Source organism: Spiribacter pallidus (genome assembly GCF_040838495.1).
In the GTDB taxonomy this organism is placed as follows: Bacteria; Pseudomonadota; Gammaproteobacteria; order Nitrococcales; family Nitrococcaceae; genus Spiribacter; species Spiribacter pallidus.
Genome location: NZ_JBAKFM010000003.1, coordinates 140,126 through 165,330 on the forward strand (window position 1 = coordinate 140,126; position 25,205 = coordinate 165,330).

Genomic DNA, 25,205 nt, shown 5'->3' on the forward strand with positions numbered 1-25,205 from the left:
AGCAGGCCGGACCGGCCGATGCGGCGGAATAGCCGTTGAACCGGTTCAGCGGCGGAACGCATGGTAGGCCAGGGCAATCGGGATGAGCACAAAAGCCGACAAGACCGCTCGGGCCGTGACTGGATCGAATTGGCGATAACCCAGCATCGCCCACCGGAGCTCGTCAATGGCGTAGGTCACCGGGTTGGCATGAACCAGGAAGACCAACCAGGCCGGGAAACTTTGCAGCGCTTGTTCCATCGACAAAGAGGGATCCAACGGAAAGATCGAACTCGCCAGGAAAAACGCAGGCAAGATCAGCGTATTGGCGAACACTCCAAACCCTTGAAAACTGCTCATCCGTGAGGCGAGCAGCAGACCAATGGCGGTAAAGGCCAACGCGACGGCCACCATGGGAAGTAGCGCCGCAAACATACTTGTATACGAAACCGGCACATTCGCCGCCGGGAGCAGGATCATCACCAGAAGGCCCTGCGCCATGGCAATTGTCGTACCACCGGCGAGCTTGCCAAAGAAAATCGCGCTCCGCGGTGTGGGCGAAGCAAACACCTCCCGCGAAAAACCGAATTCCCGATCCCATATGAGCGAAACCGCCGACTGGATGGCCGGGTACATCAAGTTCAATACCACAACGGCCGGCAGGATGAACTGAATGTAGGTAAAGGGAACCATAAAGGTGGTTTCGCGCAGGCCCGTCCGAAAATAAGGGGTCAAACCAATGCCGAAGATCATCACCCATAGAACCGGCCGACTGAACGCACCCACGATTTGCCCGCTGTCCCGGAGCATGCGCACGACTTCCCGCAGCCATACTGCGTGGGTTGTCGCTGCGAAATCATGTGTGTAGCGCAGAAGAGGTTTCAGTGCTGTCATTTCGCTGATGCCTTCAGCGCGACAGGTTGGCCGTGCGGTCGCGCAGTTCGCGACCCGTGAGATTAATAAAGACATCCTCGAGGCTGGGGTCAACGACCTCGAGACCATCCACCATACGCCATTGATGTTCGTCGGCGACCAACTCCCGAAGCAATGAATCCGGATCTTCCGCTTCAATCTGTATTACGGAATCCCGTTGCTTGCATTTTCCCGGAAAGCGATCGCTCAAGGCCTGCCGGAAGGCATCGTCGCCGATCTGCAGATTAATCAGTTTGCCACCGATACCCTGACGCAGCCTTGCGGGATGATCCAGGGCCTGAAGCCTGCCCTGATCGATGATAGCAACCCAGTCCGCCCCCTCCGCTTCGCTGATCTGGTGCGTGGTGAGCAAAAGCGTCACACCATGATCCTTTTGCAGACGCTCGAGATATTCCCAGATACGCCGGCGACTCTGGACATCGAGACCTGTGGTCGGCTCGTCCAGGACAACCAACGTGGGTTCATGGAGCATGGCACGGCCAATTTCCAATCGGCGTTTCATACCGCGGGACAGATCGCTGACCGGGGCGTTCGCCCATTGCTCCAGCTCGACAAGCGCCAAAACCTTCCAGGCGCGCCTCCGCCGCTCCTGGCGTGGGACCTGATAAATCCTGGCGTGGAAGATCAAGTTTTCGAATACGGTCAGCCGATCATCGAGGCTGGCCTCCTGAAAGACCAGGCCGAGAGATCGACGCACCGCCCGGGGCGCGCGCCGCACATCGAGGCCGGCCACCGACACATTGCCACCGCTCGGCCGCAACAAGGTGCACAAGGCGTGCACAAGCGTGGTCTTGCCAGCGCCGTTTGGACCGAGCAGTGCGAAGAAGCTTCCTTTTGGCACAGAAAAGCTGACGCCGCGCAGTGCCTCAACGCTGCTGTAGCTGTGTCGCAGGTCCGAGACCTCGATGACGGCGGCACTATCCATACAATTTTTCAGTCATCGTCGCCGAAATCATCATCCGGAAGGACCGCATCGGCAGCCGCTGGCTGAAAAGCGGCGGTGGAAAGACCGCTCTCGGTAATGATCTCCGCCATCCGACCGGTCTCGATCATGCGGGATATCGCCTGATCGAACTTTTGCCGGAGGGTTGGGCGATCGCTGCGCAGACCAGCGAACACGTACCACTCCATGTTTGGCAGGCTCGTGACCGGATGAGCCGACAGCCCCTCGGATTCCGGGTCGGGGATCTGCGCGTATAGCGGCGGCGCGTACACGACCGCGTGGTCCACCTCACCGTCCTTCAGGGCCGACACAATCGCATCGGATGATTGATACCTTTTCACGGTGACGCTGTCCGGACGGGTGGTCATGAGGAGCAGGTAGGGAACACCCCGGCCTTGCAGGGCGAGCACATCGTCCGGGGAAAGATCAGTGAGGCTCTCGACGGACGGGTCACGTGACACCAGCTGAAAGCCGGTCCGGAAGAATGGCTGACTGGCGAGCATCTCTTCGTCAGCCGGATAGTCGAAAGCCGCTGTCGTGCTCCCCGGCAGACCCATGAACGCATCGCACTGCGTGGCCAGTCTGACAAGGAACTCTTTGCGAGTGGCGACCATCTGGTAACCGCTTCGGTCCTCTTCTTCGCGGGTAATGACAAAACTCGCGGGTCTGCCGACATTCAAAGCGATTTCCTCGGCAATGGCCTGCTGTGCCCGCCAGGTGGGATCACGCTTGTCGATGCAGAATCGCAAATCAGGGCCCGTCTGGAGCCGGCTGTTGGGGAAGGGATACTGATCAGGGTAGTCTTTGGCGCCAGCAGGCACCGAAACGGCGAAGAAAAAGACGGCAACCAGGACCGCCCTCATGGTGGTGCTGTTCATCGCGACACCTCGTCTCAGATCACCAGCAACCAGGCTGGAAAAATAGCGGCGCCCCGGAGGACGCCGCGCCAATCGGGTAACCTTTGGCCCCCGACTTAGCTTTCGCTGAGCTTGAACACCCAGAGCGTACCGCCCATTGGGATGTTGTTGGTGAGCTCGGCCACCGGGCCGGCCCAAAGCGGGATGGCACCGCCAAAGCCGGACCAGACCGCGACGTACTGTTCCCCGTCGACGGAGTAGGACACCGGCGTGCCGACAACACCCGAGTTGGTGGTCATGCTCCAGAGCTCCTCGCCATTCTCGGCGTCAAAGGCCATGAATTTGCGCTCATCGAGGTTACCCGAGAAAACAACGCCACCGCCTGTGGTGAGCACACCACTCCAGACCGGCGCCGTGAACTCCTGCGACCAGGCGGTTTCTCCGGTTGCCGGGTCAATTGCCTGAAGCATGCCGACATGATCGTTGCCGGGCACCTGATACATCTCGAACTCAGCTCCGACGTAGGGAGCGCCCGCACTATACTCGACCTGAGCACCGCGGATTTTCATGCACCACTCGTTAGTAGGCACATACATCAAGCCGGTGTTGGGATCGTAAGCAGACGGATTCCAGTTTTTCGCACCGAGGAATGCCGGGCAAGCATCAACGGTCTTGCCGATGGCTGGACGATTAGCAGCCTCAACGATCGGCCGTCCGTCAGAACCCACTTCTTTGAAGATGTTGGTCTCGGCATACGGCCAGGCATTGACAAAGCTCACCTCACCCTCATTACGAGCCAGACGATACAGCCAGCCATTACGCTGGGGCGAGGCGATCGAGGGCTGACCGTCGATGTCGATGAGCATGGGCTCATTCGTGCCATCGTAATCCCAAGCATCGCTTGGGCTGTACTGATAAGCGTCTGTAATCTCGCCGTTGTCCGGGTCGATGGCAATGACCGAGACCGAGTGGTGGAGGTCATGCTCTTCGCCACGGGCGGGATCGATCCAGGGCGACGGGTTACCCGTTCCCCAGTACAGGGTGTGTGTGTCCTGGTCATAGGTGCCGGTCAGCCAGGGTGCCGCACCACCTGTCTCGTGGGTATCACCCGGCCAGCTGCCGTCGTCTACCGCGGTATGGGCCTTCCAGACCTCGGCGCCTGTCTCAGCCTCGTAGGCACCGACATAGCCACGCACGCCGTACTCACCGCCGTGGACGCCTACGATGATCTTGTCATCAACAACCAGCGGCGCGGACGAGATGGCATAGCGTTTTTTATAGTTATCAACCGTAATATCCCACTTGATCTTGCCCGACTCGGCGTCGAACGCGATCAGGTGCGCGTCCAGCGTGCCCATGTAAACCGTATCACCATGCACGGCCACGCCCCGGTTGACCACGTCACAGCACACCGCAACGTCATCGGGAAGCTGCCGTTCGTAATCCCAGATCAGTTCACCCGTCGCCGCGTCCATCGCGTAGAGCTTGTTGTAAGCAGCGGTGACGAACATCATGCCGTCGTTGACGATGGGCGCTGCTTCATGGCCCTGGTTAACTCCGGAAGAAATCGTCCAGGCAACTTCCAGATCCGCAACGTTCTCCGTGTTGATCTGATCGAGCGGGCTATAACCCCATCCCTCGTAGTTGCCCCGCCAATGGAGCCAATTACTGGCTTCTGGGGATTTGAGCCGGTCTGACGTAACCGTCGAGTAACTGTCAGTGGCATGAGCGCTGCTCAAACCCACAGCAAAAGCCGTCGCTGTCAACAGCATTACGCTTTTCTTCATCATCACTGCTATCTCCTCCTAGGTACCAACACCCCGCTCATCGGGGTCGGTTATTTCCGGTGTATCGATCACCGATTTTCGAATGATCAGGGCCCGACCTTCCCAGTGAAACCGCCGGTTGCAACCAACTGGCCTCCATCGATGGTGACAGGCAGCGTGGGCAGCCCGCGTTCAGCAGGCCCGGCAACCCGCTCTCCCCCCGCTCGGGGCTCGAAAATGCTGCCATGACAGGTGCACGCCAGCTTGCCTTCAGCGGTTCCGAAGGTGCCCACATCCGAGACAAAACACCCCTGATGCGAGCAGATCGCGGATACGGCGACAATGTCTCCGGCGGCCATGTCTTCGATGTCCGCCTCCATTTCGTCCATGGGTACCCGAACTACCGTCACGACATTCTCGCGGGCCTCTCGAACCTGACCGTCAGGGGACTGAGGCTTTGCCAGGACTGGCTCGAGAAGCTGTAGGCCACTCGGATCGATGGGAAGCCCCGCGTTATCGCCCTTGAAGTAAACCAGGACGTCCCCGGCGGACGCTGTGGCGGCTGCCTTGACCTGTTCGATTCTTGCGCCGAACGCCGCGCCGACGCATCCGCCAATACCCGCGCCGAGTAACATCCGGCGCTGTTTGTCAACATTTCCATCGTGTTTTGCCATGCCGGATAGAACCTCCAAAGCATTAATCGACGAAGCAATGTTACTTCGCACTTGGTGATCACGTAGCGCTTTCCAGCACCGTCACAAGTGTTTTAGCAAATCGCATGCCAACTATTGCAAAGCGTTGTTTTAAAAACTTTTAGGGCGGGTTATCCGGATCGGCAAGGTGGTCGCGGCTCAAACCCTGCGACGAGCCAAGCCGTTGGTGTGACACATTTTGTTCCGTAATGACGCACCCGCCGTTGGCGCAATGGCAGCGTTTGGACTGAACCGCGCAGTGGTCGGACAAACACCCCTGCATGGTCGGGTCGACATCAACTCGCGGTCTTTATGCGGGGGCGAGTTGAGGCTGCTATTCCACAGTCACCGACTTGGCCAGATTCCGCGGCTGGTCCACATCGGTGCCCTTGAGCACCGCCACATGATAGGCGAGCAGCTGTAACGGGATGGTGTAGAGAAGCGGTGCGGTGACCTCGTGGACCGCCGGGAGGGTCATCACCTGGCAATCGGCGGTGGCGGCCGGGGCCGAGGCCTCGTCGGCGAAGACCAGCAGCCGCCCGCCGCGGGCCTGTACCTCCTGGAGGTTGGATTTGAGCTTTTCTACCAAATCATCGTTGGGCGCGACGGTGATGACCGGCATGTCGGCATCCACCAGGGCCAGCGGGCCGTGTTTGAGTTCGCCGGCGGGGTAGGCCTCGGCGTGGATATAGGAGATCTCCTTTAGCTTGAGCGCCCCCTCCATAGCGATGGGGTACTGGGACCCACGCCCCAGAAAGAGGCTGTGGTGCTTGTCCACGAACTGCTCGGCCAGGCCCTCGATCCGGGGTTCGAGCCCCACCACGGCGTCGATCTGCCGGGGCAGCTGGCGCAACGCCCCCACCAGGGTGGCTTCTTCGCTGCCGGCGAGCCCCTTGCTGCGGGCGGCGGCCAGCACGGTGAGCAGCAGGGCGGTCAACTGGGTAGTGAACGCCTTGGTGGAGGCCACCCCGATCTCGGGCCCGGCCCGAGTCATCATCACCAGGTCGGATTCGCGGACCAGTGAGCTTTCCGGGACGTTGCAGATGGCCAGGGTCGCCTTGTACCCCAGGCCCTTGGCCTCCCGCAGGGCGGCCAGGGTATCGGCGGTCTCGCCGGACTGCGAGAGTGTGAGGAAAAGCGTATCCGGTGGCACCACATGGGGACGGTAGCGGTACTCGCTGGCCACCTCGACCTCGCAGGGCAGCCCGGCGATGGACTCGAACCAGTAACGGGCCACAAGCCCGGCGTGATAGCTGGTGCCACAGGCGACGATCTGCACCCGCCGGGCGGCGCCGAGCAGCTCGGCGGCCTGTGGTCCCAGCGCCTGCGGCAGCACGTGGCCATCGCTGATGCGGCCCTCGAGTGTTTCGGCCACGGCACGGGATTGTTCGTGGATTTCCTTGGCCATGAAGTGCCGATAGCCACCACGCTCGGCGGCATCTGCAGTAAGCGACGAGGTCTTGACCGGCCGCTCGACCGCCCCGCCCTGGGCATCGAGGATTTGCAGGCGGTCGCGGCGAATATCGGCGATATCCCCTTCCTCGAGGTAGACGAAATCGCGGGTCACCGGCAACAGGGCCGCCACATCCGAGGCGATGAAATGCTCACCGATGCCGATACCCACCACCAGCGGGCTGCCTCGACGGGCGGCGATCAGGCGGCCCGGCTCGTGGCGGCTGATCACGCCCAGCGCGAACGCCCCCTCGAGTCGGGCGGTGACCGCCTTCACGGCGGATAGAAGATCATCACCAGCGGCAAGGCGGTCGTGGATGGCCACCACCACCACTTCGGTGTCCGTTTCGGAGGCGAAGGGATAACCGGCGGCGGTCAGCTCACCCCTCAGGGCTTCGTGGTTTTCGATGATGCCGTTGTGGACAATCGCCACATCGTCACTTGCCATATGCGGGTGGGCATTGGCCTCGGTGGGCGCGCCATGGGTGGCCCAGCGGGTGTGGGCGATGCCAAGCGAGCCGTAAATGGGCTGGCGGGACTGGGCGGTGGCCAGCGCCTCGACCTTGCCCACGGCACGATGACGCTGCAGCCGGGCATCGGCATCCAGCACGGCCAGGCCGGCGGAGTCATAGCCGCGGTATTCCAGACGGCGCAGGCCCTCGAGCAGGATGGGGGAGACCTCGCGCTCGGCCACCGCTGCGACAATTCCGCACATAACGCTCAGTCTCCGCTTTGCTGGCCGGCGTCGTCCGGCCGCCAGCCCTTGATCTGTCGGGGTCGGGTGGCATCAACGGCCAGGCTGTCGGCGGCCACATCATCGCGCAGGGTGGTGCCCGCGCCGATGGTGACATCGTCGCCGACCTCGATGGGTGCCACCAGGGCGGTGTTCGAGCCGATGAAGACCCGATCACCGATTCGGGTGAGATGCTTGTCGCGGCCGTCATAGTTGCAGGTGATGGTGCCGGCGCCGACGTTCACCCCCTCGCCGATATCGGCATCACCCAGATACGAGAGATGGTTGAGCTTGCTGCCGGTGGCCACCGCCACGTTTTTGGTCTCGACGAAATTCCCCACCCGCACAGCGTCTCCGAGAACGCTGCGGGGACGCAACCGGGCAAACGGACCAATGCGCGCTCCGGTACCGATGTCGCTGGCCTCGATCTCGCAGTGGCCCAGGATCCGGGTACCGGCGCCGATTCGGGTATCCCGCAACCGGGTGAAGGGGCCGATCTCCACGCCGTCTCCCAGCACCACCTCGCCTTCGATGATGACATCGACATCGATGCGGCAGTCCCGACCCGCCGTCAGGCGGCCGCGTAGGTCGAACCGCGCCGGGTCGGCCAGGGCCACGCCGTCGTCGCGCATCAATCGCTGGGCCGAGCGCCGCTGGCAGGCCCGCTCGACGGCGGCGAGCTGAACCTGGTCGTTGACGCCCTGGACCTCCCAGGGATCGGCGGCCCGCACCCCGTGGACGGCGACGCCATCGGCCCGGGCCATGGCAATGCAGTCGGTCAGATAAAGCTCGCCCTGGGCATTACCGGCATCCAGACGGGCCAGCCAGCCGCGCAGTCGGCCGGCGGGCAGGCAGAGGATGCCGGTGTTGATTTCGGTCACCTGGCGCTGCTCGGCGGTGGCATCCTTGTCCTCGACAATGCCGGCGACGGCGCCGTCGGTGTCGCGCAGGATGCGGCCATAACCGCTGGGGTCGTCGAGCACCACGCTCAAAAGGGCGGCCTCGCGGCCGGCGGCGTCCACCAGGTCGCGCAGCGTGTCGGGTTGGATCAGCGGCACATCGCCGCAGAGCACCAGCACCTGATGGTCATCGGCAATCGCCGGCATGGCCTGGGCGACCGCGTGACCGGTGCCAAGCTGCTCGGCCTGATGGGCCCAGTGCAGGTCGTTCTCGTCAAATTGGGCCTGGACCTGATCGCCACCATGACCGTGGACGACATGAATGGCCGCCGGTTCGAGGGCCCGGGCCGCGGCCAGGACATGGCCGATCATGGGCTCGCCGGCCACGGGGTGCAGGACCTTGGGTGTTGCGGAGCGCATGCGCTTGCCCTCGCCGGCGGCAAGGACAACGACCGATAGCAGTGGTTTGGGCATGTCGGCTCCTCAAGCAGCTCCGGGCTGCCCGGCCGGGGTCAGCCCTTGTTGGCGGTCTTGCGCAGTTTCTGGATGGTGCGCAGCTGGGCGGCGGCCTCCACCAGCTCGGCCTGGGCCCGGGCGTAGTCGATTTCGCTGGTCTGGTTGGCCAGCGCCTGCTCGGCCCGACGCTGGGCCTCCTTGGCGGCGGCCTCGTCAATGTCCCGGGCCCGGGTGGCGGCATCCGCCAGGATGGTCACCACATGGGGCTGAACCTCCATGGTGCCGCCCGAGACATAATAATGCTGTTCCTCGTCAAACTCATCGCGCACCGTCACCTCGCCGGGCTGGAGCTGGACCAGCATGGGCAGGTGGCGCGGGTAGATGCCCACCTCGCCCTCGGTGGCCCGGGCGAGGATGTAGGAGGCCGTACCCGAGTAGATGGACTCCTCCGCGCTGACGATGTCGATATGCATGGTCATGGCCATAGGGGCGCTACCTTAGAGGTTACGGGCCTTTTCGACGGCTTCGTCGATCGAGCCCACCATGTAGAAGGCCTGCTCGGGCAGGTCGTCATGCTCACCATCCACAATGGCCCGGAAGCCACGGATGGTCTCCTTGAGCGAGACGTACTTGCCCGGCGATCCGGTGAAGACCTCGGCGACGAAGAACGGCTGCGAGAGGAATCGCTGGATCTTGCGCGCCCGGGTCACCGTCTGCTTGTCCTCTTCGGAGAGCTCGTCCATGCCCAGAATGGCGATAATATCCTGCAGCTCCTTGTAACGCTGCAATACCTGCTGGACGTCCTGGGCGGTGTCGTAATGCTCCTGGCCCACCACCTGCGGGTCGAGCTGACGGGAGGTGGAGTCAAGCGGGTCCACCGCGGGGTAGATGCCCAGCTCGGCGATGGAGCGGGCCAGCACCACAGTGGCGTCCAGATGGGCGAAGGTGGTGGCCGGCGACGGGTCGGTAAGGTCGTCGGCGGGCACGTAGACCGCCTGGATGGAGGTGATCGAACCCTTGCTGGTGGAGGTGATGCGCTCCTGCAGGACGCCCATCTCCTCGGCGAGGGTCGGCTGATAGCCCACTGCCGACGGCATGCGGCCGAGCAGCGCCGAGACCTCGACACCGGCAAGGGTGTAACGGTAGATGTTGTCGATGAACATCAGCACGTCACGGCCCTCGTCGCGAAAGTACTCGGCCATGGTCAGCCCGGTGAGGGCGACGCGCAGGCGGTTGCCCGGTGGCTCGTTCATCTGGCCGTAGACCAGCGCCACCTTATCGAGGACGTCCGACTCCTTCATCTCGTGGTAGAAGTCGTTCCCCTCACGGGTCCGCTCACCGACACCGGCGAACACCGAGTAGCCGGAATGCTCGATGGCGATGTTGCGGATGAGCTCCATCATGTTGACGGTCTTGCCCACGCCGGCGCCGCCGAACAGGCCGACCTTGCCGCCCTTGGCGAAGGGGCAAAGCAGGTCGATGACCTTGATGCCGGTCTCGAGCAACTCGGTGGAACCGGCCTGCTCTTCGTAGGACGGTGCCTTGCGGTGGATGGGCCAGCTGGTCTCGGCGCCCACATCACCGGCATCATCCACCGGTTCGCCGAGCACGTTCATAATGCGCCCCAAGGTTTTCTCGCCCACCGGCACCGAGATGGGCGCACCGGTGTTGGTCACCTCGACACCGCGCTGCAGGCCGTCGGTGCTGCCCATGGCGATGGCGCGGACGACCCCGTCGCCAATCTGCTGCTGGACCTCGAGCACCAGCTCACGACTGGCGACCTCCAGCGCGTCATAGACCTTGGGCACGGCATCGCGGGGGAATTCGATATCCACCACGGCACCGATGATCTGGACGACCTTTCCTGAACTCATAGCGCGGATCCTCTTCGCGAAAGCGTTGTATTCGTTTGTTAAGTGCCGTTGACGCTAGACGGCTTCGGCGCCGGCCACGATCTCGGAGAGCTCCGTGGTGATCGCTGCCTGGCGCGCTTTGTTGTAGGCAAGGTTCAAATCATCAATGAGCTTGCCTGCGTTATCCGAGGCCGACTTCATGGCCACCATGCGGGCCGCCTGCTCGCAGGCGATGTTCTCGACCACCGCCTGATAGACGAGCGACTCGATGTAGCGCTCGAGCAGCAGATCCAGCGCCTGCGGCGCCGACGGCTCGTAGATGTAATCCCAGCTGTGCGTGCGCTTGGCCGTCTCGTCGTCGGCGTGCTCCGGCAACGGCAACAGCTGCTCCACCGTCGGGCTCTGGGTCATGGTGTTCACGAACCGGTTGTAGCAGATGTAGACCTGATCCAGCTCGCCCTCGGCGTACTGATCCATGACCACCTTCACCGTGCCGATGAGATCCTGCAGCGAGGGCGTGTCACCGAGCTGCGAGACCTCACCGATGACTGGGGCCGACAGCCGGCTGAAGAACTGAATGGCCTTCGAGCCTACCGTGCACAGGCGCGTCTCCTGTCCGGCCTGGTCATGGTCACGCAGCGCTTTGATGATGGTGCGGAACAGGTTGTTGTTGAGACCACCGCAAAGCCCCCGATCGCTGGAGACGATGATGTAGCCGATCCGCTTGACCTCGTCGCGGCGGACCAGAAACGGGTGCTGATACTCGGGGTTGGCATTGGCCAGATGGCCGATCACCTGCCGCATCTTCTCGGCATAGGGCAGCGCCGCCTGCATGCGCTGCTGGGCGCCACGCATCTTCGAGGCCGCGACCATCTCCATGGCCGTGGTGATTTTCTGCGTGTTGCTCACACTCTTGATCTGAGTGCGGATTTCCTTTGCGCCGGACATGGCCTTATTCCCGTCCCGTTACCAGGTGCCGTTGGCTTTGAAGTCATCCAGGGCCTTTTTCAGCTGGCTCTGGATCTCGTCGCTGTAGTCGCCGGTCTCGTTGATCTGCTTGACCAGATCAGCGTAGTTGTTGGCGACATACTGATGCAGCGCCCCTTCGAAGTTACCCACCTGCTTGAGCTCGAGCTCGTCGAGGTAGCCTTCGTTGAGTGCGTAGAGCGAGATGCCCATGAACGCCACCGAAAGCGGTGCGTACTGCCCCTGTTTGAGGATTTCCATCGCCCGCTGGCCGCGCTCGAGCTGCTTGCGGGTGGACTCGTCCAGGTCCGAAGCAAACTGCGCGAAGGCCGCCAGCTCGCGGTACTGCGCCAGGGCCAGGCGGATGCCACCGCCCAGTTTCTTGATGACCTTGGTCTGGGCCGAGCCGCCAACACGCGAGACCGAAAGACCGGCGTTGATGGCCGGACGCACGCCGGCGTTGAAAAGGTCGGTCTCGAGGTAGATCTGCCCGTCGGTGATGGAGATGACGTTGGTGGGCACGAATGCCGAGACGTCACCGGCCTGCGTTTCGATGATCGGCAGCGCCGTCAGCGACCCGGTCTTGCCTTTGACCTCGCCGTTGGTCAGGCGCTCCACCTCATCGGCGTTAATGCGCGCGGCGCGCTCGAGCAGCCGTGAATGGAGGTAGAACACATCACCCGGGAAGGCCTCACGACCCGGCGGGCGACGCAGCAGCAGCGAGACCTGACGGTAGGCTACAGCCTGCTTGGAGAGGTCATCGTAGATGATCAGGGCGTCTTCGCCGCGGTCGCGGAAGAACTCGCCCATGGTGCAGCCGGCATAGGGGGCGATGAACTGCAGCGCCGCCGACTCGGCCGCCGAGGCCGCCACCACAATAGTGTGCTCCAGCGCGCCGTGCTCTTCGAGCTTGCGCACCACGTTGGCGATGGAGGAAGCCTTCTGGCCCACCGCCACGTAGATGCACTTAATGCCGGTGCCCTTCTGGTTGATGATGGCATCCACCGCCACCGCGGTCTTACCGGTCTGACGGTCACCGATGATCAGCTCGCGCTGCCCACGTCCCACCGGCACCATCGAGTCGACGGCCTTCAGACCGGTCTGTACCGGCTGATCCACGGACTGCCGTGCGATCACGCCGGGGGCGACCTTCTCCACCGGTGCGGTGACATCGGCCTTGATCGCGCCCTTGCCGTCAATCGGCTCACCCAGGGCGTTGACCACCCGACCCAGCAGAGCCTCGCCAATCGGCACTTCGAGGATGCGGCCGGTGGTCCGCACCGCATCGCCCTCGCTCAAATGCGAGTAGTCGCCCAGGACCACGGCGCCAACCGAGTCGCGCTCGAGGTTGAGCGCCATGCCGTAGGTCTCGCCGGGGAACTCCAGCATCTCGCCCTGCATGGCGTCGCTGAGCCCGTGGATGCGGACGATGCCATCGGTAACGCTGACCACCGTCCCCTCGTTACGGGCTTCGGCCACCGCATCGAAGTTCTCGATGCGCTGTTTGATCAGATCGCTGATTTCGGTGGGATTAAGTTGCATCAAATCTGTCCTCTTAACGGCTGATGGCGCCGGTCAGGCTGGCGAGACGGCCCCGCACCGATCCATCGATGACCATGTCGCCGGCGCGAACGATCGCACCGCCAATGAGTGTTTCGTCGACCCGCGCATCCAGGCTGACCGTCCGGTCCAGGCGCTTCGACAGCGCGGCGGCGACCCGGTCGCGGACCGCATCATCCACCGGCTGGGCGGTCACCAGCTCGGCATCGAGGGTGCGCTCGTGCCGGGCCCGCAGCTCGTCATACTGACGGCGGATTTCCGGCAACACCCCGATGCGGTCGCGTTCGACGAGCAGACGGATAAAGTTACGCTGCTGGAGGTCCAGCGACTCGCCGCACACCTCAAGGATGAAACCGGCCTTCTGCTCGGCCTCGACCCTGGGGTTGCGCAGCAGGGCATCCACCCGTTCGTCGGCGACCACCGCCGCGGCATTGGCCAGCCCATCGGCCCAGCCCGCCAGGGCATCGGCCCCGCGCGCCAGATCGAATGCGGCCTCGGCATAGGGGCGGGCAACCGTGGTTTCCTGCGCCATGACTGCCTCAGACCTGCTCGGCCAGTTCGTCGAGCATCTTCTGATGGGCCTTCGCGTCCACCTCGCGCTCGAGGATGCGGCTGGCACCCAGGATCGCCAGATCGGAGACCTGGCGCCGGAGCTCGGCCCGGGCCTGGCTCACCTCCTGCTCGATGCGGGCGTCCGCTGCGGCCTTTTCACGCTCGGCAACGGCTCGGGCCTCTTCGCGCGCCTCATCAACGATCGCCGCTCCCTGTCGGTTGGCTTTCTCGATGATCTCGGCCGCCTGTGCCTTGGCCTCACGGATGTGCTCGGCACCCTTTTCCTTGGCGAGCTCCAGCTCGTGCTGGCTGCGCTCGGCCGAGGCCAGGCCATCCGCGATCCGCTTCTCGCGCTCGCTCATGGCCTGCTTGATGGGTGGCCAGACGAACTTCATGGTGAACAGGATGAACACCGTGAAGGTGATCATCTGTCCGATCAGCGTTGCGTTAATGCCCACGGTCTACTCTCCGATATCTGCCCGGTGGCAGGGATACGCGTTAACCCAGCCGTTCAGCTGAGCGCGCCCAGCAGCGGGTTGGCGAACATCAAAAGCGCAGCGAAGGCCACACCGATGATCGACAGCGCGTCGAGCAGGCCGGCGACGATGAACATGCGGACCTGCAGCACACCGGCAACCTCGGGCTGGCGGGCGATGCCCTCCAGGAACTTGCCGCCCAGCATGCCGAAGCCGATGCTGGTGCCGACCGCCGCAAAGGCAAAAATCAGTCCGATGGTGATGGCGGTGAACGCCTGGACCTGAGCGATAGCTTCCATGATTCCTCCAGTAAGGGTCGTCTAAGTTAAAACCGTCAAACCACGGGCCGGTGATCCACCGACGCGTTAGTGTTCCTCGTAGGCAAGGCTCAGATACACGATCGTGAGCACCATAAAGATAAACGCCTGTAGCGGGATGACCAGAATATGGAAAATCGCCCAGGCGACACCCGGAATCCACTGCGCCCAGATGGGCAGCAGTGCGATCAGGATAAAGATGATCTCGGCGGCGTAGAGGTTGCCGAAAAGCCGCATCCCCAGGGACACCGGCTTGGCAATCATCTCGACGATGTTGAGCATCAGGTTGGCCGGCCACAGCAACGGGTGGCTGCCGAATGGATGGCAGAAGAGCTCTTTGCCGAAGCCCTTACCGCCCTTGCCCTTGATGCTATAGATGATGATCAGCGCGAGCACCGTCAGCGACAGGCCGAAGGTGGCGTTCATGTCGGCCGAGGGCAGGATACGCACGTACTCGATGCCCACCAGCTTGAGCAGTTCAGGGAATAGATCCACGGGGATCAAATCCATCAGATTCCAGAACAGCACCCAGACAAAAATGGTCAGCCCGAGCGGGGCGACAAAGTCTTTGGGGCCGTGGAAACTCTCGCTGACCTGCTTGTCGACGAATTCGACACAGGCCTCGACCACTGTCTGAATGCCGCTAGGCGCCTCGACACTGGCCTTGCGGGCGACGGCATAGAAGATGCCCAAAAAGATAAGCCCCAGGATCCAGGATACGGCCAGGGTATCGATATGCACGGTCCAGAACCCCTCACCGACGGTCAGGTGCTCCAGATGATGGGTGACGTATTCGGTCGCCGATCCGCTCGCCATAACGTTGCCGAACCCCTTGTTCGCAAAAGCTCTAGTCGATGTCGCCCAGTAACACCAGGCCGTAGGCAGCCAGGGTAAGGGCCAGCGTGATCACCAATGCGGCCGCGTGATCGTCAAACGCGCGCACAGCAACAAAAATGAGCGCCGTGCCCAGGAGGAGCTTCATGGTCTGCGTGCGATAGAACGCCCCCAGTATCGCCCGGGGCTCGCGCTCTCCTGCACTGCGCAGCGACCAACGCACGGCGACAAAAAACGTCATGAAAACGCTGATGCCGGCGCCGGCAATCGCGGCGAGACCTGCCTGAACCCCGCCAACAACCACCCAAAGGGCCGCTGAAGCCACTCCGATCGCCGCCTGCAGCCGGATCACCCGGCTTGCAGCTTTTTTCAGAGACATATTGCTCTGACAGACGACCGCAAAATTGCGCGGAGTATAAAGAACTCAACGATGGGCTTCAACGGATATGCTCCAGAATGCCGTCGAGCTCGTCGAGGCTGTTGTAGCGGATGACCAGACGGCCCTTGCCCTTTTGCCCGTGCTCGATCCTGACCGCCGCCCCCAGCCTGTCTGCCAGATCCTCCTGCAGCCGCCGTACATTAGGGTCCTCCACCGGGGCTTCGCGGCGGGTGTCACCGGCCTGCATGCGCCGCACCAGTGCCTCGGTCTGGCGCACGGTCAGCCCCTGGGCCACCACCCGCGCGGCGGCCTCGCCCTGGGCAGCCTCATCAAGGGCCAGAAGGGCCCGGGCATGCCCCATCTCGAGCTCGCCCCGGACGATATGCGCTTTGACCGCCGGGCCCAGATCCAGCAGCCGCATCAGGTTACTGACCCCCACCCGCGAGCGGCCGACCGCCTCGGCCACCGCCTGATGGGTCATGCCGAACTCCTCGGTCAGCCGCTTGAAGGCACTGGCCTCTTCCAGCGGATTGAGATCCTCGCGCTGGATGTTCTCGATCAACGCCACCGCCACCGCCATCTCATCCGGGATGTCCCGGACGATCGCCGGTATCTCGTCGAGCTCGGCCAGCTGCGCCGCCCGCCAGCGGCGTTCACCGGCGATAATCTCGTACTGCTCGCCATCCGGCAGGGGCCGGACCACGATGGGCTGGACCACCCCCTGGGCCCGAATGGAATGCGCGAGCTCCTGGAGGGCGGCCGGATCAAACTCGCGACGCGGCTGATAGCGGCCGCTGGTCAACGCATCCAGCGGCAGATCGCGCAGATCGGCGGCCTCTGCCCCGCTGCCTGCTTCGCCGGCCGACTCGCCCAGCAGGGCATCCAGGCCGCGGCCCAGTCCTCGTCGACGCTGACTCATCGCACGCCTCCTTTTGCTTGACCCGACGCACCCTGGCGACGCAGAAGCTCCGAGGCGAGGGCCATGTAGGCCACCGCGCCGCGCGAGCTGCGATCATACTGAAGCACCGGCAGACCGTGGCTGGGCGCTTCGGCCAGCCGGACATTGCGGGGGATCTGGGTGCGATAGACCTGGTCGGGGAAATGGGCCAACAGCTGAGCCCCCACCTGGGTGGCCAGGTTGTTGCGCCCATCGAACATGGTCCGGACCAGTCCCTCGATGGCCAGATCGGGATTGACCGTCTGACGGACCCGCTCGATGGTATCCAGCAGGGCACTCAGCCCCTCCAGCGCGTAGTACTCGCACTGAATCGGGATGAGCACGCCGTGGGCCGCCACAAAGGCGTTGACGGTGAGAATGCTGAGCGCTGGCGGGCAATCGATGAGGATGTAGTCATAGGCATCGATGATGGGCGCCAGGGCCTGCTGCAGCCGGCGCTCCCGGCCCTCACCGGCTTCCATCAGGCTGACCTCGGCGGCGGTCAGATCGCCATTGGCGGGCAATACATCAAAACCGGGCTCGAGTCCGCGGCAGCAGACCATCTGCGCCGTCGCCTCGCCGGTCAGCAGCTCGTAGTTGCTCACCGCCACCGCGTCCTTGTCGAGCCCGGCCCCCACGGTGGCGTTGCCCTGGGCGTCGAGATCCACCAGCAACACGCGCCGGCCGTTACTGACCAGCGAAGCGGCCAGATTGACGCAGGTGGTGGTCTTGCCGACACCGCCCTTTTGATTGGCAATGGCCAGTATCCGTGCCATGGAACTATCCTGTGACGGGCGTTGTGCCCTTCATGATCAGCAAATGCCGCTCGGCCTCAAGCCCCGGGACCCGAAGCGGCTGCCATGTGGATGATACGCCGGCGGCATCCAATCCCGCCAACTCTTCGCCCTGACGCTGGCCTTTCATCGCCAGCGCCACCCCCTCGGGATGCAGCAGCCGCGCCACGCCGTGCCAGAACCCGGCGGCATCGGTAAATGCCCGACAGATCACCGCCTCATACCGCCGCGTGGGCTCGTAGGCCTCGAGACGCCGATGGACGATCTCGACATTGGCAAGCCGTTGCTCCAGCACCACCTGTCGGAGAAAGCGGACCTTCTTGCCGTTCGACTCCAGCAGGACCACCGCACGATCGGGCTGGGCGATGGCAAGGGGAATACCCGGCAGACCCGGTCCCGTGCCCACATCAAGCAGCCGGCCGGCGGGCAGCCAGGGCAGCACGGCCAGGCTGTCGAGCAGATGCCGGGCCACCATGGCCTCGGGGTGGCGCACCGCCGAGAGGTTGTAGACGCGGTTCCATCTTGCCAGCAGATCACGGTACGCCAGAAGCGGCGCCGCCAGCGCCGGGTCCAGGTCGAGCCGGCGCAATCCCTCGACAAGTCCATCATCCATCATCGGCTGGGCCGCTGCTAGGCGCTCTGGCGCTGCTCGCCGCGCTGCAGATGCACCAGCAGCAACGACACCGCCGCCGGGGTCACACCGGGGATGCGGGCCGCCTGGCCCAGGGTAGCGGGCCGGTGGTGGGTGAGCTTTTCTTGCACCTCGCGGGACAGGCCGGCGACCCGGGTATAGTCCAGATCGGCAGGCAGGGCCCGGTCCTCGTAGCGGCTCTGCTTTTCGACCTGGGCGGCCTGGCGCTGGAGATAACCCTCGTAGCGGGCCGCGATGGTGACCTGCTCGCGCACCCGCGGATCCGCCGCCGCTTCGCCCACCGCAGACAGGGCGGCAAGATCGTCGTAGCTGATTTCGGGGCGACGCAACAACGCCATCAGGCTCTGCTCGCGCCGCAGCGGTTTGCCCAGGCGCGTGGCGCCATGGTCATCACCCAGATCCGCCGGGCGGATGATGGTCTGCTCGAGGCGTCGGCGCTCGCGATCGATGGCGTCACGGTAGGCACAGAAGGCCTGCCAGTCGCCCTCGTCGATCAATCCGTAGTCGCGGGCGACGGGCATCAAGCGCAGATCGGCGTTGTCCTCGCGCAGCTGCAACCGGTATTCGGCCCGCGATGTGAACATGCGATAGGGCTCGCTGGTGCCGCGGGTGGTGAGATCATCCACCAACACCCCCAGATAGGCCTCGTGCCGTGCCGGCACCCAGGGCGCCATCTCGCGGCCGTGGGCGACGGCATTGATGCCGGCGAGCAGCCCCTGGGCCCCCGCTTCCTCGTAGCCGGTGGTGCCGTTGATCTGTCCGGCCAGAAAAAGACCGGGCAGATGCAGGCTCTGCAGACTGGGGTGGAGATCGCGGGGGTCGAGGTAGTCGTACTCGATGGCATAACCCGGCCGGGTGATCCGCGCCCCGGCAAGCCCGTCGATGGAGCGCACCATGGCGATCTGCGTATCGAAAGGCAGGCTGGTCGAGATGCCGTTGGGATAGACCTCGCGGCTGTCGAGCCCCTCGGGTTCGAGAAAGATCTGATGCCCGTCCCGGTCGGCAAACCGGACCACCTTGTCCTCGATGGACGGACAGTAGCGTGGGCCCACCCCCTCGATCTCGCCGCTGTACATGGGCGAGCGATGCAGCGCCTTGCGGATATGCTCGTGGGTGACGGGGTTGGTGTGGGTGATATGGCAGCTCACCGACCGGGGATGCTCGTCACCCCGGCTCCAGCGCGAGAAGTAGGGCGCCGGCGAATCGCCGGGCTGCTCGGTCAAGGCCCGATAATCGATGCTCGCGGTATCGATGCGCGGTGGCGTTCCGGTCTTCAGCCGATCAATACGCAGGGGCAGCGCCCGCAGCCGCTCGGCGAGGGCGATGGACGGCGCATCCCCGGCACGGCCGCCGCGGCGATTATGATCGCCGATATGAATCCGCCCCCCCAGAAAGGTACCGACGGTGAGCACCACCGCGGTGGCCCGCAGGGCGAGGCCCATGCCGGTGACCACCCCGCGGACGGTGCCGCGCTCGACGATCAGATCATCGACGGTGTCCTGAAAAAGGCTCAGATGCGGCTGTTCGTCGAGGATGGCGCGCACCGCCTGACGATAGAGATTGCGATCGGCCTGGGCCCGTGTGGCGCGCACCGCCGGGCCCTTGCGCTGATTGAGCACCCGAAACTGTATGCCGGCGCGGTCGATGGCCCGGCCCATGACACCGCCCATGGCGTCGATTTCGCGCACCAGATGGCCTTTGCCAATGCCCCCGATGGCCGGGTTGCAGCTCATCTGCCCGATGGTATCCAGGCTCTGGGTCAGTAGCAGGGTATGGGCGCCCATACGGGCCGCGGCATGGGCCGCCTCGGTACCGGCATGTCCGCCGCCCACCACGATGACATCGTATTGGCTTTGGCTGTCCATCGAAATCAATCACTTGCCTATGCAAAACGTAGAGAATATCCGACCGAGCAGATCCTCGGTAGTGACCGCCCCGGTAATCTGCCCCAGGCGGTCCTGCGCACAGCGCAGCGACTCGGCCACCAGCTCTTCGCCATACCCCGCACGGGCCGCCGAGACCGCCTCGTCAATGGCGGCCGCCGCCTCATCCAGCGCCTGCAGGTGGCGGCGGCGGGCGGTGAAGACCGCCTCATCACCGGCCCGCACCCCCAGCACCCCGCGCAGATGCGATTTAAGCCCGTCCAGCCCGGCGCCGGTGAGCGCCGATACCGCCACCCCGTCGTCCCCCACCCCCGGCGGGCGATGGGTGAGATCGATCTTGTTGTACACCCGGGTCAGCGCGGCGGCGGAGGCCGGCCACGCCGCGCCCAGGCCATCGTCATCCCCCGGGTTTCGATCATCCACCACCAGCAGGATATGGTCGGCCTCGGCCATGGCCTGATGGGCCCGGCGGATCCCTTCGGCCTCCACCACACCGGCGCCGGTTCTCAGCCCGGCGGTATCCATGACCTGCACCGGCAATCCGTCCAGGTGTAGATGGGCGTCGAGCACATCACGGGTGGTCCCGGCCAGCTCGGTGACAATGGCCGCATCCCGCCCCAGCAAGGCGTTCATCAGGCTGGATTTGCCCGCATTGGGCGCACCAGCGATGACCACCCGGGCGCCCTCCTGGAGCTGCTGACCGCTGCGGGCCGCCTCGCGGGCCGCACGAACCGCCTCGCCCACCGCCTCGATGCGGTCGGCCAGACGGTCGATGGCAAGCCCATCCAGGGGCTCGTCGATAAAATCGATGCTCGACTCCAGATGCACCCGCAATTCGGTGAGCTGCTCGACCAGATCCTGGATCCGGTGGGCAAACGCCCCCTCGAGCGAGCGCATGGCCGCGCTGGCGGCCGCCTCGCTGCCGGCGGCGATGAGATCGGCGATGGCCTCGGCCCGGGTGAGGTCCATTCGGCCGTTGAGAAAGGCCCGCTGGCTGAATTCCCCGGGCTCGGCAAGCGATGCCCCCAGCTCGATGAGTCGCCGCAAAAGGCGATCCATGACCACCGGCCCGCCGTGGCCGTGGAACTCGGCCACATCCTCGCCGGTAAAGGAATCCGGCCCCGGGAACCACAACACCAGCCCCTGATCCAGCGGGTTGCCATCGGCATCGCGAAGGGTACGAAGGCTTGCGGTGCGCGGTTCGGGCAGGCGGCCGGCGAGCCCGCTGAGGCAATCCCCGGCGGCCTCGCCAGAGACCCGAATCACCCCGATGCCGCCACGGCCCGGAGGCGTTGCGATCGCACAGATCGTCCCGTCAGGCATTCGCCTTCTTGCCGTCCGCCTCGATGCGGCGGGTGATCACCCACTGCTGCAAAATCGAGAGCGTGTTGTTGGTCACCCAGTAGAGGACCAGCCCGGCCGGGAAGAACATAAAGAACACGGTGAAAACCACCGGCAGACCCATCATGATCTTCTGCTGGATGGGGTCCATGGGGGCGGGGTTGAGCTTTTGCTGCAGGAACATGGTCAGCCCCATGAGCAATGGCAGCACGTAGAACGGATCCCGCACCGACAGATCCTGGATCCAGAGCACCCACGGCGCCTGGCGCAGCTCGACGCTTTCGAGCAGCACCCAGTACAGCGCGATGAACACCGGGATCTGGATGAGGATGGGCAGACAGCCACCCAGCGGATTGACCTTTTCCTTTTTGTAGAGCTGCATGAGCTCCTGGTTCATCTGCTGCTTGTCATCGCTATAGCGCTCGCGCAGCTTCTGCATCTCGGGCTGGAGCTTGCGCATCCGTGCCATCGAGCGATAGCTGGTCTCGGAGAGCTTGTAGAAAACCAGCTTGATCCCGAAGGTCAGCAGGATGATCGACCAGCCCCAGTTGCCGACCACGCCGTGGATCCAGTCCAGGGCGATGAATAGCGGCTTGGAGATGATGGTCAGCCAGCCGTAGTCGACGGTGAGCTCCAGACCCTCGGCGATGGCATCCAGCCGATCCTGCTCTTTGGGGCCGACGAAAAGGCGGTTCTCGAAAACCACCTGCTCGCCACTGGCGGCGGTCTGCCAGGGTGAACTCTGGCCGAGGATGTATTCGCCGTTGCTCACCCGCGAGTAGTAACGCAAGTTCTCGTCGCGAGGCGGAACCCAGGCAGCGAGAAAATAATGCTGGATCATGGCCAGCCAGCCGTTGTCGATATCCCGCGAGAGGTCCTCGTCTTCCATATCGCCAAAGCTGATCTTGTTGTACTTCTCTTCGGGGCTGTAGATCACACCGCCGGTGTAACTGGCCGCGCCCAGAAAGCCCGGGCCCTCAGTCTGCGCGCTGCGCCGCAGCTGGTTGTACTGATAGCCCCGCCAGGGGGTATCGGTGGGGTTGTTGACTTCATGCACCACCCGAACCACGTAGCTGTCCCGCTCGAAGATGTACCGCCGGGTGATGACCACCCCGGTGGGCGACTGCCAGCGAAGCGGCACCGTCAGACGATCGGCATCCCCTTCGAGGACGTACGCCCCGGCCTCGGCCTGCCAGCGGGCCTGATGATCGGGGGCGTCAACGCCATCGCCCACCAGCCCGGTCTGGGCCATGAAAAGCGGATCGGCCGGGGCCATCAACTGGAAAGGCGTCGGATCGGACTCGGAGACCGTGTGGTCGAGCAACCGGGCCGATGTGACATTGCCCCCGGCCAGTGGAATCCGCACATCAAGCAGATCCGTCTGCACACGGATAACGTCGGTCTGTGCCGTGGCGGCCGCCTGGGCCGATTCACCCACCGGTGTGCGGTCGTCGCCACCGGCCTCGGGCACCGGCGATTCGGCCCCGGGCGCTGCCGGGCTCTGCGCGGTCGCCGGGGCCTCGCTCTCGGCCTGGGGGGCGGGCTCGACCGCGGCGTTCTGCGGGCCGTAGTCCTGTTGCCAGGCGCTCCAGATCAGCAGCATGACCAGCGCCAGGGCGACGAACAGAAACATTCGCTGGGTTTCCATCATGAGTGGCGACTCGCAGTATCGGTGCCCGGCACAGGATCAATGCCGCCGGGGCTCAATGGGTTGCAGCGCAATAGGCGCCATACAGCGTAGAGACTGCCCCGCAGCGCGCCGTGCCGTTCCACCGCCTCGATGGCATAGCACGAGCAACTCGGGTGAAAGCGGCAGCAGGGGCCGAACAGCGGGCTGACACAGTAGCGGTAGGCGCGAAGCAGTGTGATCAGGATTCGGCGCATGGGTCGGATATCCGTTGCCAGAGGTCGTCCAAAGCGGCCATCAGTATCGCATTGTCCGTGTGACAGGCGATGGACCGGATCATCACAACCGCATCCAAACCGCCCAGCCGCCATCTTGAATGACGGAAACGTTCGCGGATCAACCGCTTTATCCGATTGCGGTCCGTCGCCCTGGGCGCCAGCTTTTTGGGGATCGCCATCCCCAGTCGGGCACCAGCCAGCGCCGGGTCGGGCCGTACTAGGATCGTGAAGTAGCGGTTACGATAGCGTCGCGCACCGGCGAAAACCGCCCGGAACTGAGCGGGTCGGGTCAGCCGGGCCTGGCGAGGAAACCCCGCGTCCACGGCGCCACAAGCCACATCGGCGCTCAGGGCGTGAGCCGAGCCCGACCCTTGGCACGCCGGCGGGCGAGCACCTTGCGACCGTTGCGAGTCGCCATCCGGGCCCGAAAGCCGTGTGTGCGCTTACGTTTGATGACGCTGGGTTGGAATGTCCGCTTCATGGCCGTCGTGCCTGTGTTCGTCGATCGTTAAGGAAAACAGCCCGCTAAAATAAGGCGGCGACTTGGCTAGTGTCAATGCTCGCGGGGATAGCCCTCACCCTCACCCTCGACGCTGGACTGGTATGCGTCCGGGTCAGGTACTAGACTCAGCGATCTGTCATCATTCCCACGGTGTGCTGGAAGGATCCATGCCCCGGCGCCTGGAGGTTCAAGCTTGGCCGACCAACTCTGGAAAGGCTGCCTGACGCATCTGGAAAGGGAAATCCCGGACCAGCAGCTCAATACCTGGATCCGGCCGTTGCAAGCCGAAGAGTCGGAAGACGCCCTGCGCTTGCTGGCGCCCAACCGCTACGTCATGGACTGGGTACAGGCCCACTTTGCCCCGCGCATCGCCGAGCTGCTCGAGACCCTGCGCCCGGCTTCGCCGCCACGGCTTGTGCTGGACGTCGGCGGTGGCGCAGCCCACACGGGTTCGGGCAGCACCGAGTCGGCCGAAACCGTCGCCGGGCGGCGCAGTGCGCCGGCGAGCACGCCCCACAATGCCAATCTGAATGCCGATTTCACCTTCGACAGTTTTGTCGAGGGCAAGTCCAACCAGCTGGCCCGGGCGGCGAGCCTGCAGGTGGTGGACAACCCGGGGAGTGCCTACAACCCGCTTTTCATCTATGGCGGCGTCGGGCTGGGCAAGACCCATCTCATGCATGCCATTGGCAACGCGCTGCTCGCCCATAAACCCGACGCCCGGGTGCTCTATCTGCATTCCGAGCGGTTTGTCGCCGATATGATCAAGGCGCTGCAGCACAACGCCATCAACGAATTCAAACGCCACTATCGCGGCGTAGACGCGCTTTTAATCGATGATATTCAGTTCTTTGCTGGTAAAGAGCGGTCGCAGGAGGAGTTCTTCCATACCTTCAATGCGCTGCTCGAAGGCCATCAGCAAGTGGTGATGAGCTGCGATCGTTACCCCAAAGAGGTCAACGGGCTCGAGGAACGGCTCAAATCCCGGTTTGGCTGGGGGCTGACCATTGCCATCGAGCCCCCGGAGCTGGAAACCCGGGTGGCCATCCTCATGAGCAAGGCGACGCAGGCGGGGATGGACATCCCGCCGGAGGTGGCGTTTTTCATTGCCAAGCGCATTCGCTCGAATATCCGTGAACTCGAGGGCGCGCTGCGCCGGGTCATTGCCAACGCCCACTTCACCGGGGCGCCGATCACCGTCGAGTTCACCAAAGCAGCCCTTCGGGATTTGCTCGCGCTGCAGGACAAGCTGGTGACCACCGAGAACATCCAGAAAACCGTCGCCGAGTATTACAAGATTCGCGTTGCCGATCTGTTATCCAAACGTCGCAGCCGCTCCATTGCCCGACCGCGGCAAATGGCCATGGCCCTGGCCAAGGAATTGACCAACCACAGCCTGCCCGAGATCGGGGATGCCTTTGGCGGGCGCGACCACACGACCGTCCTGCATGCCTGTCGAAAGGTCCAGAGCCTGCGCGAGTCGGACAGCCGGTTTGACGAGGATTACCACAACCTGTCGAGAACCCTGTCATCATGATGTGGAT

The 25,205-nt window shown here is 63.9% G+C and carries 26 protein-coding genes; 1 reads left to right on the forward strand and 25 read right to left on the reverse strand.

Annotated elements, in window-relative coordinates; translation table 11 throughout:
* Positions 1 to 45: 45 nt before the first annotated feature.
* From V6X73_RS07085 to rpmH, 25 genes are all read right to left on the reverse strand, one after another.
* Positions 46 to 873: an ABC transporter permease gene (locus V6X73_RS07085; RefSeq protein ID WP_367959199.1), complete on the reverse strand. Its 828-nt coding sequence runs from the start codon at positions 871 to 873 to the stop codon at positions 46 to 48.
* Positions 874 to 886: 13 nt separating this feature from the next.
* On the reverse strand, positions 887 to 1,837 hold the full coding sequence (locus V6X73_RS07090) for an ABC transporter ATP-binding protein (protein WP_367959198.1): 951 nt from the start codon (positions 1,835 to 1,837) through the stop codon (positions 887 to 889).
* Positions 1,838 to 1,845: 8 nt separating this feature from the next.
* Complete coding sequence (locus V6X73_RS07095) at positions 1,846 to 2,733, reverse strand: substrate-binding periplasmic protein (protein ID WP_367959197.1); 888 nt, start codon at positions 2,731 to 2,733, stop codon at positions 1,846 to 1,848.
* 95 nt (positions 2,734 to 2,828) lie between these two features.
* Positions 2,829 to 4,502, reverse strand: coding sequence for a PQQ-dependent dehydrogenase, methanol/ethanol family (locus V6X73_RS07100; RefSeq protein WP_367959196.1), 1,674 nt, complete (start codon positions 4,500 to 4,502; stop codon positions 2,829 to 2,831).
* 83 nt (positions 4,503 to 4,585) lie between these two features.
* Complete coding sequence (locus V6X73_RS07105; RefSeq protein ID WP_367959195.1) at positions 4,586 to 5,152, reverse strand: QcrA and Rieske domain-containing protein; 567 nt, start codon at positions 5,150 to 5,152, stop codon at positions 4,586 to 4,588.
* 352 nt (positions 5,153 to 5,504) lie between these two features.
* A complete protein-coding gene (gene glmS, locus V6X73_RS07110; RefSeq protein ID WP_367959193.1) occupies positions 5,505 to 7,337 on the reverse strand; it encodes a glutamine--fructose-6-phosphate transaminase (isomerizing) in 1,833 nt (610 codons plus the stop codon).
* A gap of 5 nt (positions 7,338 to 7,342) precedes the next feature.
* Complete coding sequence (glmU, locus tag V6X73_RS07115; protein WP_367959192.1) at positions 7,343 to 8,728, reverse strand: bifunctional UDP-N-acetylglucosamine diphosphorylase/glucosamine-1-phosphate N-acetyltransferase GlmU; 1,386 nt, start codon at positions 8,726 to 8,728, stop codon at positions 7,343 to 7,345.
* Between the two features lie 38 nt (positions 8,729 to 8,766).
* Positions 8,767 to 9,195 (reverse strand): F0F1 ATP synthase subunit epsilon, encoded by a 429-nt coding sequence (locus tag V6X73_RS07120; RefSeq protein ID WP_367959190.1) that lies wholly within the window; start codon positions 9,193 to 9,195, stop codon positions 8,767 to 8,769.
* A 12-nt stretch (positions 9,196 to 9,207) separates the two neighbouring features.
* On the reverse strand, positions 9,208 to 10,584 hold the full coding sequence (atpD, locus tag V6X73_RS07125) for a F0F1 ATP synthase subunit beta (protein ID WP_367959188.1): 1,377 nt from the start codon (positions 10,582 to 10,584) through the stop codon (positions 9,208 to 9,210).
* 54 nt (positions 10,585 to 10,638) lie between these two features.
* On the reverse strand, positions 10,639 to 11,511 hold the full coding sequence (atpG, locus tag V6X73_RS07130) for a F0F1 ATP synthase subunit gamma (RefSeq protein ID WP_367959187.1): 873 nt from the start codon (positions 11,509 to 11,511) through the stop codon (positions 10,639 to 10,641).
* Positions 11,512 to 11,529: 18 nt separating this feature from the next.
* Positions 11,530 to 13,071 carry a F0F1 ATP synthase subunit alpha gene (atpA, locus tag V6X73_RS07135; RefSeq protein WP_367959186.1) on the reverse strand — a complete coding sequence of 514 codons (1,542 nt, stop codon included), beginning with the start codon at positions 13,069 to 13,071 and terminating at the stop codon, positions 11,530 to 11,532.
* Positions 13,072 to 13,084: 13 nt separating this feature from the next.
* The gene (locus V6X73_RS07140) at positions 13,085 to 13,621 is read right to left on the reverse strand and encodes a F0F1 ATP synthase subunit delta (RefSeq protein WP_367959185.1); all 537 of its coding nucleotides are present in this window, start codon (positions 13,619 to 13,621) and stop codon (positions 13,085 to 13,087) included.
* 7 nt (positions 13,622 to 13,628) lie between these two features.
* Positions 13,629 to 14,099 (reverse strand): F0F1 ATP synthase subunit B, encoded by a 471-nt coding sequence (locus V6X73_RS07145; RefSeq protein ID WP_367959183.1) that lies wholly within the window; start codon positions 14,097 to 14,099, stop codon positions 13,629 to 13,631.
* 53 nt (positions 14,100 to 14,152) lie between these two features.
* Positions 14,153 to 14,416 carry a F0F1 ATP synthase subunit C gene (atpE, locus tag V6X73_RS07150; protein WP_367959182.1) on the reverse strand — a complete coding sequence of 88 codons (264 nt, stop codon included), beginning with the start codon at positions 14,414 to 14,416 and terminating at the stop codon, positions 14,153 to 14,155.
* Between the two features lie 66 nt (positions 14,417 to 14,482).
* The gene (gene atpB, locus V6X73_RS07155) at positions 14,483 to 15,250 is read right to left on the reverse strand and encodes a F0F1 ATP synthase subunit A (protein ID WP_367959181.1); all 768 of its coding nucleotides are present in this window, start codon (positions 15,248 to 15,250) and stop codon (positions 14,483 to 14,485) included.
* Positions 15,251 to 15,281: 31 nt separating this feature from the next.
* Complete coding sequence (locus tag V6X73_RS07160) at positions 15,282 to 15,647, reverse strand: ATP synthase subunit I (RefSeq protein WP_367959180.1); 366 nt, start codon at positions 15,645 to 15,647, stop codon at positions 15,282 to 15,284.
* Between the two features lie 58 nt (positions 15,648 to 15,705).
* Positions 15,706 to 16,566, reverse strand: coding sequence for a ParB/RepB/Spo0J family partition protein (locus V6X73_RS07165; protein WP_367959179.1), 861 nt, complete (start codon positions 16,564 to 16,566; stop codon positions 15,706 to 15,708).
* The gene (locus V6X73_RS07170) at positions 16,563 to 17,360 is read right to left on the reverse strand and encodes a ParA family protein (protein ID WP_367959178.1); all 798 of its coding nucleotides are present in this window, start codon (positions 17,358 to 17,360) and stop codon (positions 16,563 to 16,565) included. Before V6X73_RS07170 ends, V6X73_RS07165 begins: the two co-directional genes overlap by 4 nt.
* A 4-nt stretch (positions 17,361 to 17,364) precedes the next feature.
* The gene (rsmG, locus tag V6X73_RS07175) at positions 17,365 to 17,994 is read right to left on the reverse strand and encodes a 16S rRNA (guanine(527)-N(7))-methyltransferase RsmG (protein ID WP_367973159.1); all 630 of its coding nucleotides are present in this window, start codon (positions 17,992 to 17,994) and stop codon (positions 17,365 to 17,367) included.
* Between the two features lie 14 nt (positions 17,995 to 18,008).
* Positions 18,009 to 19,895: a tRNA uridine-5-carboxymethylaminomethyl(34) synthesis enzyme MnmG gene (gene mnmG, locus V6X73_RS07180; protein ID WP_367959176.1), complete on the reverse strand. Its 1,887-nt coding sequence runs from the start codon at positions 19,893 to 19,895 to the stop codon at positions 18,009 to 18,011.
* Between the two features lie 9 nt (positions 19,896 to 19,904).
* Entirely contained in the window at positions 19,905 to 21,236 is a 1,332-nt protein-coding gene (gene mnmE, locus V6X73_RS07185) for a tRNA uridine-5-carboxymethylaminomethyl(34) synthesis GTPase MnmE (RefSeq protein ID WP_367959175.1), read from the reverse strand.
* On the reverse strand, positions 21,229 to 22,905 hold the full coding sequence (gene yidC, locus V6X73_RS07190; RefSeq protein ID WP_407826434.1) for a membrane protein insertase YidC: 1,677 nt from the start codon (positions 22,903 to 22,905) through the stop codon (positions 21,229 to 21,231). Before yidC ends, mnmE begins: the two co-directional genes overlap by 8 nt.
* A complete protein-coding gene (gene yidD / locus V6X73_RS07195; RefSeq protein ID WP_367959174.1) occupies positions 22,902 to 23,138 on the reverse strand; it encodes a membrane protein insertion efficiency factor YidD in 237 nt (78 codons plus the stop codon). Before yidD ends, yidC begins: the two co-directional genes overlap by 4 nt.
* Positions 23,123 to 23,497 carry a ribonuclease P protein component gene (gene rnpA / locus V6X73_RS07200; RefSeq protein WP_367981306.1) on the reverse strand — a complete coding sequence of 125 codons (375 nt, stop codon included), beginning with the start codon at positions 23,495 to 23,497 and terminating at the stop codon, positions 23,123 to 23,125. The genes yidD and rnpA overlap by 16 nt, the downstream gene beginning before the upstream one ends.
* Before the next feature lie 8 nt (positions 23,498 to 23,505).
* Positions 23,506 to 23,640, reverse strand: coding sequence for a 50S ribosomal protein L34 (rpmH, locus tag V6X73_RS07205; RefSeq protein WP_109678309.1), 135 nt, complete (start codon positions 23,638 to 23,640; stop codon positions 23,506 to 23,508).
* Between the two features lie 214 nt (positions 23,641 to 23,854).
* On the opposite strand from rpmH, the gene dnaA reads away from it, so the two are divergent.
* Complete coding sequence (gene dnaA, locus V6X73_RS07210; RefSeq protein ID WP_367959173.1) at positions 23,855 to 25,198, forward strand: chromosomal replication initiator protein DnaA; 1,344 nt, start codon at positions 23,855 to 23,857, stop codon at positions 25,196 to 25,198.
* The last annotated feature ends 7 nt before the right edge of the window (positions 25,199 to 25,205 follow it).

Bases quoted from the DNA above. Each gene is read 5' to 3' on its own strand.
- V6X73_RS07085 (WP_367959199.1), bottom strand. From the start codon at position 873: ATGACAGCACTGAAACCTCTTCTGCGCTACACACATGATTTCGCAGCG.
- V6X73_RS07090 (WP_367959198.1), bottom strand. From the start codon at position 1,837: ATGGATAGTGCCGCCGTCATCGAGGTCTCGGACCTGCGACACAGCTAC.
- V6X73_RS07095 (WP_367959197.1), bottom strand. From the start codon at position 2,733: ATGAACAGCACCACCATGAGGGCGGTCCTGGTTGCCGTCTTTTTCTTC.
- V6X73_RS07100 (WP_367959196.1), bottom strand. From the start codon at position 4,502: ATGATGAAGAAAAGCGTAATGCTGTTGACAGCGACGGCTTTTGCTGTG.
- V6X73_RS07105 (WP_367959195.1), bottom strand. From the start codon at position 5,152: ATGGCAAAACACGATGGAAATGTTGACAAACAGCGCCGGATGTTACTC.
- glmS (WP_367959193.1), bottom strand. From the start codon at position 7,337: ATGTGCGGAATTGTCGCAGCGGTGGCCGAGCGCGAGGTCTCCCCCATC.
- glmU (WP_367959192.1), bottom strand. From the start codon at position 8,728: ATGCCCAAACCACTGCTATCGGTCGTTGTCCTTGCCGCCGGCGAGGGC.
- V6X73_RS07120 (WP_367959190.1), bottom strand. From the start codon at position 9,195: ATGGCCATGACCATGCATATCGACATCGTCAGCGCGGAGGAGTCCATC.
- atpD (WP_367959188.1), bottom strand. From the start codon at position 10,584: ATGAGTTCAGGAAAGGTCGTCCAGATCATCGGTGCCGTGGTGGATATC.
- atpG (WP_367959187.1), bottom strand. From the start codon at position 11,511: ATGTCCGGCGCAAAGGAAATCCGCACTCAGATCAAGAGTGTGAGCAAC.
- atpA (WP_367959186.1), bottom strand. From the start codon at position 13,071: ATGCAACTTAATCCCACCGAAATCAGCGATCTGATCAAACAGCGCATC.
- V6X73_RS07140 (WP_367959185.1), bottom strand. From the start codon at position 13,621: ATGGCGCAGGAAACCACGGTTGCCCGCCCCTATGCCGAGGCCGCATTC.
- atpE (WP_367959182.1), bottom strand. From the start codon at position 14,416: ATGGAAGCTATCGCTCAGGTCCAGGCGTTCACCGCCATCACCATCGGA.
- atpB (WP_367959181.1), bottom strand. From the start codon at position 15,250: ATGGCGAGCGGATCGGCGACCGAATACGTCACCCATCATCTGGAGCAC.
- V6X73_RS07160 (WP_367959180.1), bottom strand. From the start codon at position 15,647: ATGTCTCTGAAAAAAGCTGCAAGCCGGGTGATCCGGCTGCAGGCGGCG.
- V6X73_RS07165 (WP_367959179.1), bottom strand. From the start codon at position 16,566: ATGAGTCAGCGTCGACGAGGACTGGGCCGCGGCCTGGATGCCCTGCTG.
- V6X73_RS07170 (WP_367959178.1), bottom strand. From the start codon at position 17,360: ATGGCACGGATACTGGCCATTGCCAATCAAAAGGGCGGTGTCGGCAAG.
- rsmG (WP_367973159.1), bottom strand. From the start codon at position 17,994: ATGATGGATGATGGACTTGTCGAGGGATTGCGCCGGCTCGACCTGGAC.
- mnmG (WP_367959176.1), bottom strand. From the start codon at position 19,895: ATGGACAGCCAAAGCCAATACGATGTCATCGTGGTGGGCGGCGGACAT.
- mnmE (WP_367959175.1), bottom strand. From the start codon at position 21,236: ATGCCTGACGGGACGATCTGTGCGATCGCAACGCCTCCGGGCCGTGGC.
- yidC (WP_407826434.1), bottom strand. From the start codon at position 22,905: ATGATGGAAACCCAGCGAATGTTTCTGTTCGTCGCCCTGGCGCTGGTC.
- yidD (WP_367959174.1), bottom strand. From the start codon at position 23,138: ATGCGCCGAATCCTGATCACACTGCTTCGCGCCTACCGCTACTGTGTC.
- rpmH (WP_109678309.1), bottom strand. From the start codon at position 23,640: ATGAAGCGGACATTCCAACCCAGCGTCATCAAACGTAAGCGCACACAC.